Origin of the sequence: Variovorax pasteuri, from assembly GCF_051216435.1 — a bacterium.
Lineage (GTDB): Bacteria > Pseudomonadota > Gammaproteobacteria > Burkholderiales > Burkholderiaceae_C > Variovorax.
Genome location: NZ_JBPJZS010000007.1, coordinates 15,952 through 35,029, shown reverse-complemented (window position 1 = coordinate 35,029; position 19,078 = coordinate 15,952). Strand labels below are relative to the sequence as shown.

The 19,078-nt window shown below is 69.3% G+C and carries 19 protein-coding genes; 7 read left to right on the top strand and 12 right to left on the bottom strand.

Annotated features, from left to right (window positions below; translation table 11 throughout):
* Positions 1-12: 12 nt before the first annotated feature.
* Entirely contained in the window at positions 13-903 is an 891-nt protein-coding gene (locus ACSFBM_RS23295) for a LysR family transcriptional regulator (protein ID WP_435486496.1), read from the top strand.
* Here the strand turns inward: ACSFBM_RS23295 and ACSFBM_RS23290 are convergent.
* From ACSFBM_RS23290 to ACSFBM_RS23270, 5 genes are all read right to left on the bottom strand, one after another.
* On the bottom strand, positions 890-2,497 hold the full coding sequence (locus tag ACSFBM_RS23290) for a nitric oxide reductase activation protein NorD (RefSeq protein ID WP_435486495.1): 1,608 nt from the start codon (positions 2,495-2,497) through the stop codon (positions 890-892). The two genes, ACSFBM_RS23295 and ACSFBM_RS23290, sit on opposite strands and share 14 nt — an antisense overlap.
* The gene (locus ACSFBM_RS23285; protein ID WP_435486494.1) at positions 2,494-3,312 is read right to left on the bottom strand and encodes a CbbQ/NirQ/NorQ/GpvN family protein; all 819 of its coding nucleotides are present in this window, start codon (positions 3,310-3,312) and stop codon (positions 2,494-2,496) included. Before ACSFBM_RS23285 ends, ACSFBM_RS23290 begins: the two co-directional genes overlap by 4 nt.
* Positions 3,309-4,346: an aliphatic amidase gene (locus ACSFBM_RS23280; protein ID WP_435486493.1), complete on the bottom strand. Its 1,038-nt coding sequence runs from the start codon at positions 4,344-4,346 to the stop codon at positions 3,309-3,311. Before ACSFBM_RS23280 ends, ACSFBM_RS23285 begins: the two co-directional genes overlap by 4 nt.
* A 163-nt stretch (positions 4,347-4,509) precedes the next feature.
* Positions 4,510-5,010: a hypothetical protein gene (locus tag ACSFBM_RS23275; RefSeq protein WP_435486492.1), complete on the bottom strand. Its 501-nt coding sequence runs from the start codon at positions 5,008-5,010 to the stop codon at positions 4,510-4,512.
* A complete protein-coding gene (locus tag ACSFBM_RS23270; RefSeq protein ID WP_435486491.1) occupies positions 5,007-5,951 on the bottom strand; it encodes a LysR family transcriptional regulator in 945 nt (314 codons plus the stop codon). The genes ACSFBM_RS23275 and ACSFBM_RS23270 overlap by 4 nt, the downstream gene beginning before the upstream one ends.
* 95 nt (positions 5,952-6,046) lie before the next feature.
* Here ACSFBM_RS23270 and ACSFBM_RS23265 point away from each other — a divergent pair, with 95 nt between their 5' ends.
* The gene (locus tag ACSFBM_RS23265) at positions 6,047-7,042 is read left to right on the top strand and encodes an SDR family oxidoreductase (protein ID WP_435486490.1); all 996 of its coding nucleotides are present in this window, start codon (positions 6,047-6,049) and stop codon (positions 7,040-7,042) included.
* On the opposite strand, the gene ACSFBM_RS23260 is transcribed toward ACSFBM_RS23265, so the two are convergent.
* The 3 genes from ACSFBM_RS23260 to ACSFBM_RS23250 all read right to left on the bottom strand — a co-directional run bounded on the left by ACSFBM_RS23260 (position 7,043) and on the right by ACSFBM_RS23250 (position 9,940).
* A complete protein-coding gene (locus tag ACSFBM_RS23260) occupies positions 7,043-7,996 on the bottom strand; it encodes a glutaminase (RefSeq protein WP_435486489.1) in 954 nt (317 codons plus the stop codon).
* Positions 7,993-8,901, bottom strand: a complete 909-nt coding sequence (locus ACSFBM_RS23255) for a DMT family transporter (RefSeq protein WP_435486488.1) — start codon at positions 8,899-8,901, stop codon at positions 7,993-7,995. The genes ACSFBM_RS23260 and ACSFBM_RS23255 overlap by 4 nt, the downstream gene beginning before the upstream one ends.
* An 85-nt stretch (positions 8,902-8,986) precedes the next feature.
* Positions 8,987-9,940: a LysR family transcriptional regulator gene (locus tag ACSFBM_RS23250; protein WP_435439959.1), complete on the bottom strand. Its 954-nt coding sequence runs from the start codon at positions 9,938-9,940 to the stop codon at positions 8,987-8,989.
* A 115-nt stretch (positions 9,941-10,055) separates the two neighbouring features.
* Here ACSFBM_RS23250 and ACSFBM_RS23245 point away from each other — a divergent pair, with 115 nt between their 5' ends.
* Genes ACSFBM_RS23245 through ACSFBM_RS23230 form a run of 4 tightly spaced genes read left to right on the top strand, consistent with a single transcriptional unit; the run spans position 10,056 to position 13,730 of the window.
* Positions 10,056-11,183: an aryl-sulfate sulfotransferase gene (locus ACSFBM_RS23245; protein ID WP_435486487.1), complete on the top strand. Its 1,128-nt coding sequence runs from the start codon at positions 10,056-10,058 to the stop codon at positions 11,181-11,183.
* On the top strand, positions 11,180-12,142 hold the full coding sequence (locus ACSFBM_RS23240) for an ABC transporter substrate-binding protein (RefSeq protein WP_435486486.1): 963 nt from the start codon (positions 11,180-11,182) through the stop codon (positions 12,140-12,142). Before ACSFBM_RS23245 ends, ACSFBM_RS23240 begins: the two co-directional genes overlap by 4 nt.
* Complete coding sequence (locus ACSFBM_RS23235; protein WP_435486485.1) at positions 12,139-12,906, top strand: ABC transporter ATP-binding protein; 768 nt, start codon at positions 12,139-12,141, stop codon at positions 12,904-12,906. Before ACSFBM_RS23240 ends, ACSFBM_RS23235 begins: the two co-directional genes overlap by 4 nt.
* An 11-nt stretch (positions 12,907-12,917) precedes the next feature.
* Positions 12,918-13,730 carry an ABC transporter permease gene (locus ACSFBM_RS23230; RefSeq protein WP_435486484.1) on the top strand — a complete coding sequence of 271 codons (813 nt, stop codon included), beginning with the start codon at positions 12,918-12,920 and terminating at the stop codon, positions 13,728-13,730.
* On the opposite strand, the gene ACSFBM_RS23225 is transcribed toward ACSFBM_RS23230, so the two are convergent.
* Genes ACSFBM_RS23225 through ACSFBM_RS23215 form a run of 3 tightly spaced genes read right to left on the bottom strand, consistent with a single transcriptional unit; the run spans position 13,630 to position 15,706 of the window.
* A complete protein-coding gene (locus tag ACSFBM_RS23225) occupies positions 13,630-14,241 on the bottom strand; it encodes a BON domain-containing protein (RefSeq protein WP_435486483.1) in 612 nt (203 codons plus the stop codon). The two genes, ACSFBM_RS23230 and ACSFBM_RS23225, sit on opposite strands and share 101 nt — an antisense overlap.
* Positions 14,241-14,750 (bottom strand): flavin reductase family protein, encoded by a 510-nt coding sequence (locus tag ACSFBM_RS23220; RefSeq protein ID WP_435486482.1) that lies wholly within the window; start codon positions 14,748-14,750, stop codon positions 14,241-14,243. Before ACSFBM_RS23220 ends, ACSFBM_RS23225 begins: the two co-directional genes overlap by 1 nt.
* Positions 14,751-14,794: 44 nt before the next feature.
* On the bottom strand, positions 14,795-15,706 hold the full coding sequence (locus ACSFBM_RS23215) for a LysR family transcriptional regulator (RefSeq protein ID WP_435486481.1): 912 nt from the start codon (positions 15,704-15,706) through the stop codon (positions 14,795-14,797).
* A gap of 101 nt (positions 15,707-15,807) precedes the next feature.
* Here ACSFBM_RS23215 and ACSFBM_RS23210 point away from each other — a divergent pair, with 101 nt between their 5' ends.
* Entirely contained in the window at positions 15,808-17,781 is a 1,974-nt protein-coding gene (locus ACSFBM_RS23210; RefSeq protein ID WP_435486480.1) for an alkyl/aryl-sulfatase, read from the top strand.
* A gap of 51 nt (positions 17,782-17,832) precedes the next feature.
* On the opposite strand, the gene ACSFBM_RS23205 is transcribed toward ACSFBM_RS23210, so the two are convergent.
* Positions 17,833-19,062 carry a nucleoside recognition domain-containing protein gene (locus ACSFBM_RS23205; RefSeq protein ID WP_435486785.1) on the bottom strand — a complete coding sequence of 410 codons (1,230 nt, stop codon included), beginning with the start codon at positions 19,060-19,062 and terminating at the stop codon, positions 17,833-17,835.
* Between the last annotated feature and the right edge of the window lie 16 nt (positions 19,063-19,078).

The following is a 19,078-nucleotide window of genomic DNA, read 5'->3' as shown; positions in this document are numbered from 1 at the left end:
CGACGCAACCCCATGCGACAACTCAACCTCGACCAACTGCGCACCCTCATCGCCATTGCCGACCTCGGCACCTTCTCGGCCGCGGCCAAGGCGCTGCACCTGGCGCAGCCCACGGTGAGCCTGCACATCAGCGAGCTGGAGTCGCGCCTGGGCACGCCGCTGGTGCTGCGCGGCGGCCGCAGCGTCACGCCCACGGCGGCCGGCGCGGCGCTGGTGGAGCGCGGGCGCAAGCTGCTGCGCGACACCGACGACGCCATCGAGGCCGTCAAGCGCCAGACCGAAGGGCGCGTGGGCCGCGTGCGGCTGGGCACTTCCACCGGCGTGCTGGTCGACCTGCTGCCGCAGGTGCTCGAAGCGCTGGGCGAGGCGCACGCGGGCATCGACGTCGAAGTGAGCATCCGCGGCTCCTACGAGGCCATGGAGCGGCTGGCGGCGGGCACGCTCGACATCGGGCTGGTCGCGATTCCGCAGCCGCCGGTGCGCGGCATTGTCGTCACGCCGTGGTGCGAACAACCCATGATGGCCTTCGTGCCCCCGCGCTGGAAGGCGCCCAGGCGCGTCACGCCGACGTGGCTGGCGGCGCAGCCGCTGATCTTCAACGAAGCCACCACGCACATGTACCGGCTCACCATGGAGTGGTTCGCCGCGGCGGGCTTCGCGCCGCGCGCGCGCATCGAGCTCAACTACGACGCGGCCATCCGCAGCCTGGTGGCGGCCGGCTACGGTGCCGCGCTGTTGCCGCTGCAGCAGAGCACCGACAACGTGCGCGGCGACCGCATGCAGATCCTGCCGGTGAGCCCCAGGCTCACCCGGCGCGTGGGCATTGCGCACCGGCAGCACGCGGCACTCGACGGCGCCACGCTGAGCGTGCTGAGGGTGCTGACGGCGTTCAGCCAGGCCTGAGCATCCCGAGCCGGGCACTCATGCGCGCCAGGCGCTGGGGGAGCGTGCGCGCATCGTCGGCAATGCCGTGGTTGCGCCAGCCGAAGATGCGGCGCACATAGGCATCGGCCGCGCCGTCCACCGCAATGCAGGCCGTGTGCACGCCGGCTTCGCGCGCCTCGGCCACGGCCTGGCGGGCGTCTTCGATCAGGTACTTCGGGTCGTGTACATCGATGTCGGAGGGCGCTCCGTCGGTCACGAGCAGGATCGCGCGCTGGCCCGCAGGCTCGCCGCGCAGGTGCGTGGTGGCATGGCGCAGTGCGGCGCCCATGCGCGTGGAGTAGCGCCCCTGCACCGCGCCGATGGTGGCGCGCGACGCGGCATCGAGCGGCTGGCCGAAGTCGAGCAGCCGGTAGTAGTAGACCTCGGCGCGCGTGTTCGACGAAAAGCCGTGGATTGCGAGGCGGTCGACGCCGTCTTGCGTGTTCGATGCGGCGAGCAGCAGGGCGGCCTGCTTTTCGATGTCGAGCAGCGAGATGGTGTGCGGGCCCGCATCGTTCGCCGATGCCGACAGGTCGAGCAGCACGAGCAGGCTCGAAGGGCGCAGGCCCTTGCCCGGGCGCATGAACAGGCGCGGGTCGGGCTGCAGGCGCAGGCGGAGGTCGAGCAGCACTTCGATGGCGGCGTTCAGGTCGATTTCATCGCCTTCCCATTGGCGGCGCAGCCGGTGCGTGCGGTCCAGATGGCGGGAGCGAGGCAGGGCAAGCGCAGGGATGCGCCTGCTGTCGGCCGTGGCTTGCCCGGGCAGTGTGGAGAGGCCTTGCCATGCGGGCAGCTTTTCGATCACCGTGCACCAGTCGGGGCGCAGGCGCTCCAGCTTGCGGTCCCATTCGGGGTAGGTGTAGCGGCCCAGTTCCATCGTGTCGTTCATGGTGTTGGACGTACCCGAGACCGGTGGTGGCCGTGCGCTCGATTGCTGGAGCGCGATGGCCTCGTCCGGCGGCGTATCGGCCTCGCCGAAATCCCAGAGGTAGCTGTTGTCGTCGCGGTAGGGTGCGGGCACCGCGTAGTCCCGGGGCTCGAAGCGCACGCGCATCTGGCCGAGGTCGTTGGCAAGGACGGAGGCGATGGCGCGGAAGGCGTCGCCGTCTTCCAGACCGGCATGCGCGATGGTTTCGTCGAACAGGCGGCGGGCCTTGTTGACCCAGTGGTTGTCGTCCTGCCAGGCGGGCAGCATCAGCATGCGGTCCATGCGCGCGACGAGCGCCGCGAAGCTCAGGTCCCGCGGGTCGGGCACTGGCGCCAGTGATTCAACGAACCAGCCGTGCAGGCCGGGGAAGTCGCGGCACAGCAGGCGTTCGACGCGCGCGTCCTCGATGGCCGAGACCACCGCGATGCCCATGGGCTTGAGCGTGCGCGCCGGGCGGGCGGGCATGGAGTGGCGCAGGTGCGCGACTGCATGCGCGACCATGGCGCGGCGCAAGCGTTCTTCGCCAGCGCCTTCGGGCAGCAGCAGGCGCTTGCCGGTGAGCACGGCACGCGCTCCGGCCAGCGCCTGCACCTCGACATCGATGCCGGCGAGGCCACGGGCCAGCAGCGACAACGCAGCGTTCATCCGAACTGCGCTTCGACAAAGCCCTGCAGCGCGCTCGCCACGTCGGGGTCGTCGGTGAGCGCGCGCGTCATCGTCATCTCGCAGCTTTCGCGCGGCGTCACGCCGTCGCGGATCAGCACGCCCGCGTAGATCAGCATGCGCGTGGACACGCCTTCGTCGAGCCCGCGGTGCTTCAGTTCGCGCGAGCAGCGCGCAATCGCCACCAGCTTGGCCGCCAGGTCGATGGTGACCTCGGCCTCGTGCGCGACGATTTCCGCCTCGAGCTTGCTGTCCGGGTAGTCGAACTCCAGCGCCGCGAAGCGTTGCCGCGTCGAGGGCTTCATGTCCTTTGCGCTGCTCTGGTAGCCGGGGTTGTACGACACCACCAGCTGGAAGTCGGGGTGCGCGTGCACCAGCTCGCCTTTCTTGTCGAGCGGCAGGATGCGGCGCGCGTCCGTCAGCGGGTGGATGACCACGGTGGTGTCCTGCCGCGCTTCCACCACTTCGTCGAGATAGCAGATGCCGCCGTGCCGCACCGCCAGCGTCAGCGGTCCGTCGTGCCAGGCGGTGCCGTTGGCGTCGAGCAGGTAGCGCCCGACGAGGTCCGATGCCGTCATGTCCTCGTTGCAGGCCAGCGTGACCAGCGGCCGCCCGAGCGACCATGCCATGTGCTCCACGAAGCGCGTCTTGCCGCAACCGGTCGGGCCTTTCAGGATCAGCGGCATGCGGTGGCGGTAGGCCTGCCGGTACAGCGCCACCTCGTTGCCCGCGGGGCGGTAGAAGGGCTCGGCCTCGATGCGGTAGGCGGCCAGCGGATCGGGAACCGCCGCGTTCATCGGTGCTGGGCCGGCTCGTTCGGAATGCCTTCGATCGGGCATTCGGGCGTGCCCACCGTGCTGCGCGTGAACGACTCCACCATCTCGCGCGTGCCCTCGGGGTCGTTGATCCACTTCGTATAGAAGTTGTACGGGCAGGCCGCCACGCCCTTGTCGCCGTCGCCGGAGTTGATGGTGCCGGTGTAGCCGCGGTGCACCAGCTTGAACAGGTGGTTCTGCGACTGGCCGTTCTTGCGCGCGTCGCGGATCAGGCCCATCGAGAGTTCGGCGTAGTTGATGCCCATCTCCTCCTCGCCGCATTCGCCCAGCGTCCGGCCGTCGAAGCCGATGAGTGCCGAATGGCCGAAGTACGAGTACACGCCGTCGAAGCCCGCCGCGTTGGCCACCGCCACGTAGGTGTTGTTCATGAAGGCCATGGCCTTGGACACCAGGATCTGCTGCTCCTTTGCCGGGTACATGTAGCCCTGGCAGCGCACGATGAGTTCGGCGCCGCGCATGGCGCAGTCGCGCCAGATCTCGGGGTAGTTGCCGTCGTCGCAGATGATCAGGCTGATCTTCATGCCCTTGGGGCCATCGCTCACGTAGGTGCAGTCGCCGGGATACCAGCCCTCGATGGGCACCCACGGCATGATCTTGCGGTACTTCTGGACGATCTCGCCCTGGTTGTTCATGAGGATCAGCGTGTTGTAGGGCGCCTTGTTCGGGTGCTCTTCATGGCGCTCGCCGGTCAGCGAGAACACGCCCCACACGTTGGCGCGGCGGCAGGCGTCCGCGAAGATCGCGGTCTCCTCGCCGGGCACCGTGGCGGCGGTGTCGTACATCTCCTTGGCGTCGTACATGATCCCGTGGGTGGAGTACTCGGGGAACACCACCAGGTCCATGCCCGGCAGGCCCCGCTTCATGCCGACCAGCATCTCGCCGATCTTGCGGGCGTTGTCCAGCACCTCGGCCTTGGTGTGCAGGCGGGGCATCTTGTAGTTGACGACCGCGACGCCCACGCAATCGTTGCTGCTCGAAATATCACCATGTCGCATGACGCTGCTCCTGAAGGATGGTTGAGAAAAAGCAAAAAGGCCCGAGCCGGTGTCCAACCGGTTCGGGCCTGTCTGCGGGGCATCGGGTTCGTGTCGTCGAAGCCGATTGTTCTCAACTCAGCGGGGGCTGCACATACGTCATTTCGCTGATTGCGGGGCTGGCTCAGCGCGGGCGCGCGTAGTCGGACTCGATCCAGGCGGTGGCGCTCGAGGGGGTGAGCTTGAACGCGGGCGACACGCTCACGCTGGCGAGTTCGGAGTCGTCGGCATCGTCGCAGGCGCTGAGCGTGGCCGAGGGGTTGTCCTCGTCGGGCACGATGGCCAGGGTCACGCGAACGCGCTGGTCGTTGCGCGCGGTGACGGTCATGCTCTTGTTGAGCGTGGCGTGCAGCTGCTGCTCGTGGCGGCGGATGACTTCGGCGGCGGTCTTCACCAGCGTGGAGAAGGCCGGGCCGTCCAGCGGCTTGGGGTTCTTCTTGTCGCGGCCCATGGTCCAGGGGCCGACCAGGGCGGGTTCGGGGTCGCCCTGTCGGGTCATCTCGACGGCCCAGCCGTCGTCTTCCTCGTTCTTGATGACGCGGGCGGTCCACAGGCCGTCGCGCCAGAGGCGGGGTTCCTGCAGGGGGCGGGTGTCGGGGTCGGTGGTGTCGGTGAGGTCGGTCATGCGGGTGTCTGTGTGCTTGCGCGGGCCATTTTCCCCTGAGTCCCTCGCGGGGGCCGGCCGATGTATTCCTGCAGTCCGTCGACCAGGGCATCGAAGGCGGCGCGGCAGCGCGGGCTGTTGCGCAGGTCTTCGTGCATCGTGACCCAGGTCTCCAGCTTCATCGCGAAAGCGCGCGGCACGAGGCGCACCAGTGCGTCGTCGCGCCGGGCCAGCCCGACCTGGCAGATGCCGATGCCCGCACCGGCGCGGATCAGCGCCAGCTGCGCGAGGTCGCTGTCGGTGCGCAGCGAGAAAGCCTCGCGGCCATAGCCCGGCAGCGCCTTGCCCGCGTTGCGCACGAAAGCCGAAGGCTGGTCGTAGCCGATGAAGGCATGCGCCGCCATGTCTTCCATCTTGCGCGGCGTGCCGTGGCGGGCCAGGTAGTCCTTGCGCGCGTGAAAGCCCAGCTCGATCTGCCCGACGTGGCGCGCGACCAGTTGCTCCTGTTTCGGCCGCACCATGCGCACGGCGATGTCGGCCTCGCGCCGCAGCAGGTCCTGCACGCGGTTGGTCAGCACCAGCTCGACCTTCAGCGCGGGGTGCGCCTCGCGCAGCCGCGCGACGATGGGCGGCAGCACCTCGACACCGATCACCTCGCTGGCCGAGATGCGCACCACCCCGCGCACGCCTTCGCCCTGGCTGGTGGCCGCGCGCTGCAGCGACGCGGCGGTGCTTTCCATGGCTTCGGCGTGGGTGCGCAGCGCCAGCGCCACCTCGGTGGGCAGCAGGCCCACCTGCGAGCGCGTGAAGAGCACCACGCCCAGTGCTTCTTCAAGCGCCGCCACATGGCGCCCGGCCGTGGGTTGGGTGATGCCCAGCGCGCGCGCCGCGCCCGAGAGAGAGCCCTCGCGCAGCACGCCGAGGAAGGAGCGGTAGAGCTCCCAGCCGATGTTCGAAGTCATGCATAAATGTATAGCTGCTGACTCATGTTCGGCAATTCCAATGGAACGCCGTCGCTTCCAGAATCGGTCCATCGACAACCCTTTTGGAGCATTTCATGGCACGCAACGACACGGTTCTGGTTCTGGGCGCAACGGGCGGCATCGGCGGCGAGGTGGCCCGCCAGCTGCGCGACGCGGGTTGGGAGGTGCGCGCACTGAAGCGCGGCGCGACCGAAGAAAAGCGCGATGGCATCACCTGGCTGGCCGGCGACGCGATGGACGCGCAGGCCGTGCGGCAGGCCGCGAAGGGCTGCGCGGTGATCGTGCATGCGGTCAACCCGCCGGGCTACCGCAACTGGTCGCAACTGGTGCTGCCGATGCTGGACAACACCATCGCCGCCGCGAAGGCCGAAGGCGCGACCATCGTGCTGCCGGGCACGGTCTACAACTTCGGGCCCGACGCCTTCCCGCTGCTGGCCGAAGATTCGCCGCAGCACCCGGCCACCCGCAAGGGCGCGATCCGCGTCGAGATGGAAAAGCGGCTCGAAGACGCCAGCCGCGAAGGTGCCCGCGTGCTGATCGTGCGCGCCGGGGACTTCTTCGGCCCGAAGACGGGCAACAACTGGTTCTCGCAGGGGCTGGTGAAGGCGGGGCAGCCGGTCAAGGCCGTGAGCTACCCCGGCCGCGCGGGCGTCGGCCACCAGTGGTCGTACCTGCCGGACGTGGCGCGCACCATGGTCGAGCTGCTGGCGCGGCGCGACCGGCTGGCGCCCTTCGCGCGCTTTCACATGGCCGGGCACTGGGACGCGGACGGCACGCGCATGAGCGGCGCCATCCGCAAGGCGGTGATGCGCCGCACCGGCACCGAGGCGCGTGTGTCGGCCTTTCCGTGGTGGCTGCTGACGCTGGCCTCGCCCTTCGTCGCCACCTTCCGCGAGATGCGCGAGATGCGCTACCTGTGGGAAACGCCCGTGGGCATGGACAACGCGAAGCTGGTGGCCTTTCTGGGGCGCGAGCCGCACACGCCGTTCGACGAGGCGGTCGAGGCCGCGCTCGAAGGCATGGGCTGCCTGGCCGCGGTGCCGGTGGTCACCGTGACTGCGGCGGCCTGATCAGAAGACGGAGAGCCCCGTGCGCGCCACGAACAGTTCCAGCGCCTTCATGCCCAGCAGCGAATTGCCGGTGGCGTCGAGCGCGGGCGACCACACGCACAGCGTGAGCCGGTCGGGCACCACCGCCACGATGCCGCCGCCCACGCCGCTCTTGCAAGGCAGGCCGATGGAAAAGGCCACGTCGCCGGCCGCGTCGTAGGTGCCGCAGGTGAGCATCAGCGCGTTGATGCGGCGGGTTTGCCGCTCGCCCGTGATCTCGGGCTCGCCATCGATCGGGTGCGCCCCGTCGCGGCTCAGGAAGGCCGCGGCGCGCGCCAGCTGGCGGCAGCTCATGCGCAGGGCGCACTGGTGGAAGTAGGTGTCGAGCACGGTGGCGACGTCGTTGTCGATCTTGCCGAAGCTCTTCATGAAGTTGGCCAGCGCGATGTTGCGAAAGCCCGTGTCCGCCTCGGACTGCGCCACCTCGTCGTCGAAGGCGACGGGCTCGCCGCACAGGCCGGCCATGAGCGCGAGGATGTCGTCCTTCGCGCTGCCACCCGCGGCCTTCGCCTGGCTCACCAGCCGGTCGGCCACCGCGATGGCACCGGCATTGATGAACGGGTTGCGCGGCTTGCCCTGCTCGTTTTCCAGCTGCACCAGCGAGTTGAACGGGTTGCCCGAGGGTTCGCGGCCGATGCGCTCCCACAGCGCGTCGCCCATTCGCTGCATGGCGAGCGTGAGCGTGAAGAGCTTGGACACGCTCTGGATGGAAAACGGCGTCTCGAAGTCGCCCGCGCCGGCTTCCTCGCCCTCGCAGGTGCGCAGCGCAATGCCGAACTGGCGGGCATCGACGCGCGCCAGCGCCGGGATGTAGCTGGCCACGGTGCCGCCGGGGCAGCCCTGGTCGATCTGCGGGCGCAGGGTGGCGACGATCTCGTCGAGCACCGGCTGGAAGTTCATGGTCTGGCCGTTCATGCGGTGCGTTGTACCGCAGGCCGCCGGTTCACCAGCACGATGCCCAGCGCCACGCCGACCAGCGCCACGATCAGTTGCGCGGTCAGCGGCTCCTTCAGGAGCACCACGCCGCACACCAGCGCGAACAGCGGCGTGAGGAAGGTGAAGGACGACATCTGCGTGGCCGGGTAGTGCCGCAGCAGCCACATCCAGGCCAGGTAGCTGGCGAAGGCGCCGACCACCATCTGCAGGCCGATGGAGCCCCACGCCCAGGCCGAGTACGCAAAGCCCCACGGCTCGCCCAGCGCGAGCGACAGCACAGGGCACATCGCGGCCGTGACCGCCACCTGGTAGAAGAGCGTTTTCTCGGCGCTGGCGGTGGCCAGGCGGGTGGTGCGCAGCGTGAGCGTGGTCAGGCCCCACAGCATGCCGGCCCCCAGGCCCATGGCGTCGCCGATCAGCTGCGACGAGCTCATGTGGTCGAAGCCCTCGCTGAAGGCCAGCACCACGCCCGAAAAAGCGATGAAGAGCCCGAGCCACTGGAAGCCCCGCAGCCGCTCGGCCGGCACCCAGCGCGGCAGCAGCAGCGACACCCAGAAGGGCGCCGTGTAGAGAAACACCGTGAGCCGCGAAGCGCTGGTGTGCTGCAGCCCGAGGTAGATGCCGGCGAACTCGCCCGAGAACAGCAGCCCGGCCAGCAGCCCTGGCCACAGCGTGCCGTCGCGCTCGAACAGCCGCACACCGCGCGACGCGCACCACAGCCACAGCAGCGCGGTGGCGCCCACCATGCGGATGGAGGCCTGCCACATGGGCGGCACCTCGGCCACGGTGGTCTTGATGAGGATCTGCTGCAGGCCCCAGAAGGCACAGCAGGCAATGAGCAGGCCGATGGCGAGGCTGTCGAGGTGGGTCTTGCGCTGGATCATGAACGGTCAGTCACTGTCGGTCAGGTGGCGGGCGGCCACCAGATTCATCGGATGATCGTACCGCGCCGACGCGTTCCCCGGGGTGTTACTGCGCGAAGGCCTCCAGCGCGGGCAGCGGCGCCTGCCGCTCGAAGCGCCGTTCGATGGCCAGCAGCGCGGCCTCCAGGAACTGCAGGAACATGCCCATGGCCACTGCCGTGGTCTGGCCCGCGCGCTGGTAGAGGCAGCTGAACGAGCGCGCGCCCGCGTCGGCCAGCCCGGTCCACACCAGCGTGCCGCGTTCCACGTCCTCGGCCACGTTCTCCGGAATCAGAAAGCCGATGCCCGTGCCGCCGGCCACCAGCCGCCGCACCATCGCGACCGAACTGGTTTCCACCAGCGGGCGCACCTTGCGGTGCTCGCGGTGGTCGATCTGGTCGACCATGGCGCGCAGCTCGGTGTCGGGCGTCATCAGGATCAGCGGGTGCTCCAGGCAGTCGCGCAGCCGCGGCAGCTTGCCGAGCGCCGCCAGCGGATGGCCGGGCGGCGTGACCAGCCCCAGGTGCTGCGGGAACGCGCGGATCTCCTCCACGCCGGGCGGCGGCTTGCGGCGCAGGCAGAAGCCGATGTCCGACTCGCCGTTGGCCACCCATTTCAGGATGTTCTCGCCGCTGCCCGAGCGCACGCTGTAGGTCACGCCGGGGTAGTTCTTCATGGCCGCCTCGATCACTTCGGGCACCAGTTGCTCGGCCGACGAGTGCGACACCGCCAGGTTGATATGCCCGCGCCGCAGCGACCGCAGGTCTTCCACCTGCGCCATGGCGTTGTCGAAGTCGCGCTGCCCGCGCCGCACGGCCGCCACCATGATCTCGCCCGCGGTGGTCAGCTGCATGCCGCGCGGCAGGCGGTCGAACAGCGGCGTGCCCACCTGTTCCTCGAGGTTGAGCACTTGCTGGTGCACCGCTGCGGCCGTGAGGTGCAAGGTCTCGGCCGCCTTGCGCACCGAGCCGCGTCGGGCCACTTCGTCGAAACACCGGAAGGTTTGGGAGATGGGGCGCATGGTGCTGCGCAGTGTATGGATTTTCTATACGCACTGTACGAAACAAACAGATTTTCCTGACGCGCGATGCGGCCTAGATTCGCACCATTCGTCCATTTCCCCGAGGTTCGTTCCCGTGACCCAGACCACCGTCGACCAGATCACCCAGCGCCGCCGCGGCACCGGCCTGATCGCCCACGACCCGGCGCTCAGTGCCGGCGGCTACACCCTGATCGCCCCGCAGACCGATGACGGCAACGTCTACCTGATCGACATCGAGGGCCGCGTCGCGCACCAGTGGAAGATGCCCGTGCGCCCCGGCCGCGCGGCCGTGATCCTGCCCAACGGCAACCTGGGCTACAACGGCAACCACGCGGACTCGCCCGAGATCTACGGCGCCTGGTCGCTGTGGCACGGCGGCGATTTCTACGAGGCCACGCCCGCCGGCGAGATCGTCTGGCGTTTCCAGGACCCGACTCATCACCACGACGCCCGCTGGCTGGCCAACGGCCACCTGCTGTACGCCGGCTGCGCGCCGGTGCCCGCCGGCTTTGCCGAACGCGTGCCCGGCGGCACGGCGCACGGCCCGTATGAGCCGATGTACGGCGACGTGGTCCGCGAGGTCGACCGCGACGGCAAGCTGGTGTGGGAGTGGAAGGCCTGGGAGCACCTGGCACCCGAGGACTTTCCGATCCACCCCGGTTTCGGGCGCACCCACTGGCCGCTGGTGAACGGGCTGGACGTGACGCGCGAGGGCCTGGTGCTGATGAGCCTGCGCACCACCTCGGGCATCGTCGGCGTCGACAAGGGCACGGGCGCCGTGAAGCTGCACATTCCGCCGTCGGTGCTGTCGCACCAGCATGCGCCTGTCGCGCTGGAGAACGGCCACATTCTTGCTTTCGACAACGGCAACTTCCGCACCGGCAAGCATGTGGCGTTCTCGCGCGTTCTCGAAATCGACCCGGCCTCCCACGAGGTCGTGTGGCAGTACGCGGACGAACTGGTCAACGCGTTCTACACGGCCTACATGGGCAGCGCGCAGCGCCTGCCAAACGGCAACACGCATGTCACCGAGTCGGCCACGGGGCGCCTGTTCGAGGTCACGCCGGCCGGCGAGGTGGTGTGGGAGTACGTGATTCCCTGGTTCGCCGAATACCCCGACGAGGCCGCGCGCAAGTACGTGCCCGGCCGGCAGAACAGCGTGTTCCAGACCTTCCGCTACACCGCGGCGCAACTTCCCTGGCTCGAGGCTTCCGCATCATGATTTCTCCCACTTTTCGCCGTCTCGCGCTTGCGCTGGCCACGGTGCTTCCGCTCGCGGTACAGGCCGCCGACGCGCCCAAGCCGGTGCGCATCCTCAGCAACTGGTTCGCCCAGCCCGACCAGGCCGGCTACTGGCAGGCCCAGCAGGACAAGCTCGGCAAGGAAGCCGGCATCGAGATCAGCGTGCTGCAGGGCGGCCCGAAGATCCAGACCATTCCGCAGGTGGCCTCGGGCCAGGCCGAGTTCGGCATCGGCAATGCCGACGACGTGCTGCTGGCCCGCCTGCGCGGTGCGCCGGTGCGCGCGGTGTTCGCGCACCTCGACCACGTGCCCTACACGCTGGTCTATCACGCCGACCCGGCGGTGAAGTCCATCGCCGACCTGCAGGGCCGCACCTTCGCGGTGAACCTCGGCAACGCCTACTGGGAGTGGACGAAGAAGCAGTACAAGCTCTCCGGCTCGCGCGAGATCCCGGTGAGCGGCGACCTGAGCCTGTTCCGCAACGACCCGAAGATGGTGCAGCAGGGCTACTCGCTGTTCCTGCCCGCGCGCATGGCCGCGGCCGGCGTGCAGGTGCAGCAGATCACGCTGGCCTCGCTGGGCTATCGGCCGTACGACGTGCTCTTCACCACCGACGAGCTGATCCGCAAGAACCCCGCTTTGGTGAAAGCCACCATCGCAGCGGTGCAGAAGGGCTGGGCCGACTACGTGCGCAACCCGCAAGGGCTCAAGCCGCTGATCACCGGCATGAACAAGCAGATGACACCCGAGATCTACGACGCGGCCAACAAGGAAATGATCGAGACGCTGATCTCGCACGACCTCGGGCGCATCGGCTGCATGACCGATGCGCGCTGGAGCGAGCTCGCGGGCCAGCTGCGCAGCGTGAACTTCCTGCCGGCCGGCTTCGACGCGAAGCAGGGCTACGACCGCACGCTGGTGCCGGGCTGCAACCCATGAGCACCCCGGGCGCCGCCATCGGGCTGGAAGGTGTTTCGAAGCGCTTCGGCAAGGGCGAGGGCCTGCAGGCCCTGGACGCGGTCGACTTCGCGCTGCGCCCGGGCGAGTTCGTCTCCATCGTCGGGCCCTCGGGCTGCGGCAAGTCGACGCTGCTGCGCATCATGGCGGGGCTCGTCGCGCCGAGCACCGGGCGCTGCACGCGGCCCGAGGGCATCGCGACCGCCTTCGTGTTCCAGGAGGCCGCGTTGCTGCCCTGGCGCACCGTGGAGCGCAACGCGCAGTTGCTGATGGAGCTCGAAGGCCACGCGCCCGCGAGCTACAAGGCGCGCGCCGCCGAGGCGCTGAAGCTGGTGGGGCTCGCGGGCTTCGAGGCCTCGTACCCGCACCAGCTCTCCGGCGGCATGCGCATGCGGCTGTCGCTGGCGCGCGCACTGGCGCTGCGGCCCGGGCTGCTGCTGCTCGACGAGCCGCTGGCGGCGGTGGACGAGCTCACGCGCGACGTGCTGCAGGAAGAGCTGTCTTCGCTGTGGCGGCAAGCCGGCTTCAGCGGCGTGCTGGTGACGCACAACGTGCACGAGGCGGTGTACCTGTCGAACCGGGTGGTGGTGATGTCGCCGCGGCCGGGGCGCATCCTGGACGTGATCGACGTGCCGTTCGAATTTCCGCGCGCACCCGAGCTGCGCGCCAGCGCCGGCTTCGCGGCGCTCACCGGCCAGGTGACCGCGGTGCTGCGCGCGCAGCACCACGCGCCGGCCTTGGCTTGAGGGAGCGGGCCATGGCAACGACCCGATCTGTCTCGTCTTCGGCCGCGGCCTTCGCGCGCAACGCCAGCCCGGTGCTGGTGGTGGCGTTGCTGGGCATCGGCCTCTGGTGGCTGCTGAGCGCCACCGTCTACCAGGGCAAGGGCTACCTGCTGCCGTCGCCGCAGGAGGTGGCGGCCGCCACGGCGGAGAACGCCGGCGTGCTCGTGGGCGCCACGCTCTCGACGCTGAAAGAGGCGCTGCTGGGCTATGCCCTGGCCATCGTGCTCGGCATCGCGGGTGCGGCGGTGCTGGCGCAGTCGCGGCTGCTGGAGCGCAGCCTGTACCCGTACGCGGTGCTGCTGCAGACCGTGCCGGTGGTGGCGGTCGCGCCGCTGATCGTGCTCTGGTTCGGCTACAACGAGCTGTCGGTGGTGATCGTGAGCTTCATCATGTCGCTGTTCCCGATCATCAACAACACGATGCTGGGCCTGCGCTCGACCTCGCGCAACCTGGCGGAGCTGTTCGCGCTGCACCGCGCGAGCGGGCTGGTGTCGTTCTGGAAGCTGCGGCTGCCGGGCGCGCTGCCGCACATCTTCGCGGGGCTGCGCATTTCCGCGGGGCTGTCGGTCATCGGCGCCATCGTGGGCGAATTCATCATCGGCTCGGGCAATGCCGAAGGCGGGCTGGGTGTGCAGATCGTGTTCGCGCAGGGGCGCATGTACACCGCGCTGCTGTTCGCCGAGGTCATCGCGGCGACGCTGCTGGGCTTTCTGTTCTTCCTGGCGGTGAGCGCGATCGGGCGGCTGCTGTTGCGGCACTGGCACGAGTCGGCGCTGGAGGGCTGAGTGGCGAAATGCCTTGTTTCGCGGCCACCGGGTAGGTCGGCTGGCCGTGCGTGCCGACCCTCAGGTCGGGCACCACGGCTTCCACATCGGGCAGCGCGCGCGCCGCGCGTTCGAGCTTCTTCGCCAGCGCCGCGTTCGGCACACAGCCCTGCAGGTACACCCATCGGCGCTGGATCATGACCCACACGCTGCCTTTGTTCACCCCCGGCACCGCGAGCAGCGCGGCGCGCACCTTGGGCGCGAGCGGCTTGTCGTAGCGGTAGGCATTGCTGTCGGCGCACTTGCCGGCCAGCCAGCAGCTGGTGCCGCGCTCCAGCCGCGAATGGGTCTGCAGGCGGCGCTCTTCGGCCGTGTAGAACGGCCCTTCCGGCACGGCGCAGGCCGGCAGGCCGGCCGATACCTGGAAGAAAGGGTCGTCGAACCAGTTCTGCTTGAGCGGCCCCGGGGCCTCCTGCGCCATGACGGTCTGCGCAAGAAGCAGCAGCACGGGCATGAGCGCGGGGTGCTTCACTACAAGGGGTGTTCCGTGTAGAAGCGCCCGCCGTGGAACAGCAGCGGCGAGGCGCCGGCATCGTGGCTGCAGCGCTCCACTTCGCCCACGAAGATCACGTGGTCGCCTTCGTCGTAGCGGCTGCGGTTGAAGCACTCGAAGCTGGCCGCCGCGCCGGCGAGCACCGGTGCGCCGCCCAGGCCTTCGGTGAAGGCCACGTCGGCCCAGCGGTCGATGTTCTTGGTGGCGAAGCGCTCGGCCAGCGCCTTCTGGTTGGCCGCCAGGATGTTCACGGTGTAGTGCGAGCCCGTGCTCAGCGCGGGCATGGAGCCGGCCGCACGCGCCAGGCTCCACAGCACCAGCGGCGGCGCGAGCGACACCGAATTGAAGGAGTTGGCGGTGAGCCCGACCAGCGTGCCGTCGGCCGCGCGCGCGGTGACGATGGTCACGCCGGTGGCGAACGTGCCGAGCGCATCGCGAAACTCGTCGGGCGAAAAGGAGGGCGGTTGGGCCCGGCGGGGAGTGGTCACTGAAAGGGGCAGCAAGTGCTTGAAGGGCAGAAGGCCATTTTGGCTCAGCGCCCGGGGGGCTGCTTGGCGGGGCTCATCAACTCGGTCACCAGCCGGGAATAGGCGGTGGCCGCAGGCGAGAGGGTACGCCCTGCGAGCGTCACCAGGCTGTAATGCGTCTGCATGCGCGCCAGGCCCGCGACGGGCAGAGGCACCAGGGCACCGGTCTCGTGCCCCGGCGCGGGCGCCAGCGGCGCCAGGATCACCGCGTGCGCCGTGAGCGCCAGGTGGCGCAGCGTGCCGGCGTCGTCGCAGGTCACGTTGAACACGCTGCGTTCGCCTCGCTTGACCTGGCGCTCGAAATGCGCGGCCACCTCGGCCGGCAGGTGCGGGCCGGCCACGGGGTGGTCCATGAGCCGTTCGAGCGTGACCTGCTTCAGCCTGAGCAGCGGGTGCTTCGGCCGCACGAAGAACGACACCGGCACGTTGGGCAGGCGCGCCAGCTGCAGGCCGGGCTGCTTCTTCAGGTCGCGCGTATCGGCGATGAACAGGTCGAGCTGGCGGCGGTGCAGGCGCTCGCACAGGGTGGCGGTGTCGGCCACTTCCATGCGCATTTGCAGCTGCGGATGGCGCTGCGTCATGAGCGACAGGGCCAGCCGGCCCAGCGTGCCGGCGGCAAACGGGCCGAGCCCGACCGCCAGGCTGCCGATGGCCAGGCCCTCGAGCTGCAGCACGTCGCGCGCGATCTGCTGCGCGTCGGCCAGCAGTTCGCGGGCGCGCGCCAGCACCAGCTCGCCGGCCTGGGTGAAGCGCACCGTGCCGTAGGCGCGGTCGATCAGGCGCGCCTGCAGGCCTTCCTCGAGGTTGTCGATGCTGCGCGACAGGGCGGGCTGCGACAGGTGCACGGCCTGGGCCGCGCGGCCGAAGCTGCCCTGGTCCGCGAGGGCGACGAGATGCTGGAGCTGGCGCAGCTGCATTTTGCGTTCCACTTAAAAAGCAAGCACGTATTTTGCATTTGCCAATGCATGGAGGGCTTCGGAGAATCCGGCCTTGCCCCCTTGGAAGACCGAGACACACCATGACGCCCCCTCATTTCTCCCGCGCGCTGGTTGCACTGGCTTGCGCGTTCACCGCCGCATCGGCCCCGGCGCAGGTCGCGCCCAAGCCGCCCGAGCCGTCCACGCTGCAGGCCAATGCCGACATGGCGAAGGCGTTGCCCTTCGCCGACCGGCGCGATTTCGAGGACGCGATGCGCGGCTTCATCGCCACCGTTCCCGACGCGCTGGTGCCCGGCACCGGGGCGCGCCCGGTCTGGAACATGAAGCCGTACGACTTCCTCAAGGCGGACGTGCCCGCCGACACCGTCAACCCGAGCCTGTGGCGCCAGGCGCAGCTCAACGCCATCCACGGCCTCTTCAAGGTGACCGAGCGCGTGTACCAGGTGCGCGGCTTCGACCTGGCGAACATCACCATCGTCGAGGGCGACACCTCGCTGATCGTCATCGATCCGCTGCTCACCGCCGAGACCGCGCGCGCCGCACTCGAGCTGTACTACCAGCACCGCCCGCGCAAGCCGGTGGGCACGGTGATCTACACGCACGGCCACGCCGACCACTTCGGCGGCGTGAAGGGCGTGGTGAGCGAGGCGGACGTGGCTGCCGGCAAGGTGCAGGTGATCGCGCCCGCGGCCTTCATGGAAACGGCCGTGGCCGAGAACATCCTCGCGGGCAACGCGATGAACCGGCGTTCGCAGTACCAGTTCGGCTCGCTGCTGCCGCCGGGCGTGCGCGGACAGGTCGACACAGGCCTGGGCAAGGCGCTGGCGCACGGCAGCGTCACGCTGATCGCGCCCACGGCCACCATCGACAAGCCGACCGAGACGCGCACCATCGACGGCGTGCAGTTCGTGTTCCGGCTGGTGCCGGGCTCCGAGGCGCCGTCGGAAATGCTGCTGTACCTGCCGCAGTTCCGCGTGCTGAACATGGCCGAAGACGTGACGCACAACATGCACAACCTCTACACGATCCGCGGCGCCGAGGTGCGCGACGGCAACCTGTGGTCGAAGTACATCGACGAGGCGCGCGTGGCCTTCGGCGACAGGACCGACGTGCTCATTGCCCAGCACCACTGGCCCACCACCGGGCGCGAGCGCATCGTCGACCTGCTGAAGAAGCAGCGCGACATGTACAAGTTCATCAACGACCAGTCGCTGCGCCTGCTCAACCAGGGCTACACCGCGGCCGACATCGCCGAGACGCTGCGCATGCCCGCGAGCCTGGCGCAGGAATGGTCGGCGCGCGGCTACTACGGCACGCTGAGCCACAACGCCAAGGCGGTGTACCAGAAGTACCTGGGCTGGTACGACGCGAACCCGGCCAACCTGAACCCGTTGCCGCCGGTGGCCTACGCGAAGAAGACCGTCGAGTACATGGGCGGCGCCGACGCGGTGCTGGCGCGTGCGCGCGAAGACTTCGGCAAGGGCGAGTTCCGCTGGGTGGCCAGCGCCATGAGCCAGGTGGTGTACGCCGACCCGTCGAACCGCGCGGCGCGCGAGCTGGGCGCCGACGCGCTGGAGCAGCTCGGCTACCAGTCGGAGGCCGGCACCTGGCGCAGCGCCTACCTGGTGGGCGCGATGGAGTTGCGCAACGGCGTGCCGAAGATTCCTGCGGGCAGCAGCGCCAACGCCGACACCCTCAAGGCGGTGAGCAACGACCTGTTCTTCGACTTCCTCGGCGTGCGGCTCGACGCGGCCAAGGCCGAGGGCAGGAAGATGGTCATCAACTGGAACTTCACCGATTCCAACCAGCAGTTCGTGCTGACGCTGGAGAACTCGGCGCTCACGCACATCGCCGGCCAGCAACCCGGCGCCGACGCCACCATCACGCTGAGCCGCGCCACGCTCGATGCGGTGACGCTGAAGGAAACGAGCTTTCCCGCGGCGGTGCTGACCGGCAAGGTGAAGATCGACGGCGATCGCGGGAAGCTGGCGGAGCTGATGTCGATGCTCGATACCTTCGAGCCGATGTTTCCTGTGGTCGAGCCGCGGAAATAGGGGCGTTCAGGGCGGGGGCACAGGGGGCGCCGTGGGTGAACGGCGCAGCCCCTACCCGAAGAACCAGTAGCAGACAGCGACAGCGGCAACGACCCCCGCCACCTCGGCCAGCAACGCACAAGCCACGGAGTGCCGCGCGCGCTGGATGCCGACCGCCCCGAAATACACCGCCAGCACATAGAACGTGGTCTCCGTGCTGCCCTGGATGGTGGCCGCCACCAGCGCGGGGAAGCTGTCGACGCCCTGGGTCTTCATGGTCTCGATCAGCATTGCGCGGGCCGCGCTGCCCGAGAACGGCTTGACCAGCGCGGTGGGCATGGCGTCGACGAAGCGTGCGTCGAAGCCGCCCGCCGTCACCAGCCAGCGCAGGCCGCCCAGCAGGAAGTCGAGCGCACCCGAGGCGCGCAGCACGCCGACCGCGCACAGCATGGCCACGAGGTACGGCAGCAGATTCTTCGCGATGTCGAAGCCTTCCTTCGCGCCTTCGATGAAACATTCGTAGACCTTGATGCGCCTGATGGCCCCGGCCAGCAGGAACAGCAGGATCACGCCGAACAGCGTGAGGTTGCCCAGCAGCGAGGACAGCGACGCGATGGCCGCGGCCGACAGCGTGCCCAGCAGCGCCATGAACCCGCCCAGCGCCAGCGCGCCCGGCACCAGGTAGGCCAGCACCACCGGGTCCCACAGCCGCAGGCGCTGCACCACCGCCACCGACAGCAGCCCGACCAGCGTCGAGGCGCTGGTGGCCAGCAGGATCGGCAGGAACACCATCGTCGGGTCGGCCGCGCCCTGTTGCGCGCGGTACATGAAGATGGTGACGGGCAGCAGCGTCAGCGACGAAGCGTTCAGCACCAGGAACAGGATCTGTGCGTTGGTGGCCGTGAGCGGGTCGGGGTTGAGCCGCTGCAGCTCGCGCATGGCCTTCAGGCCGATGGGCGTGGCGGCGTTGTCCAGGCCTAGCGCGTTGGCCGCGAAGTTCATGGTGATGAGCCCGAGCGCGGGGTGCCCCGCCGGCACGCCCGGCATCAGGCGGCGAAACAGCGGCCCCAGCAGCCGCGCGAGCCAGCCCACCAGCCCCGCCGCCTCGGCAATGCGCAGGAAGCCCAGCCACAGCGTGAGCGTGCCGAACAGCAGCACCATCACCTCGACCGCGAGCCGCGCCATGGCGAACAGGCTCTCGACGATGGCCGCGAACACCGTCGGGTCGCCGCCGACGAGCCAGCGCCCCAGCGCGGCCAGTGCCGCCACCGCGAAGAATCCCAGCCACAGGCCGTTGAGCACGTTGTTTCCCTTTTTG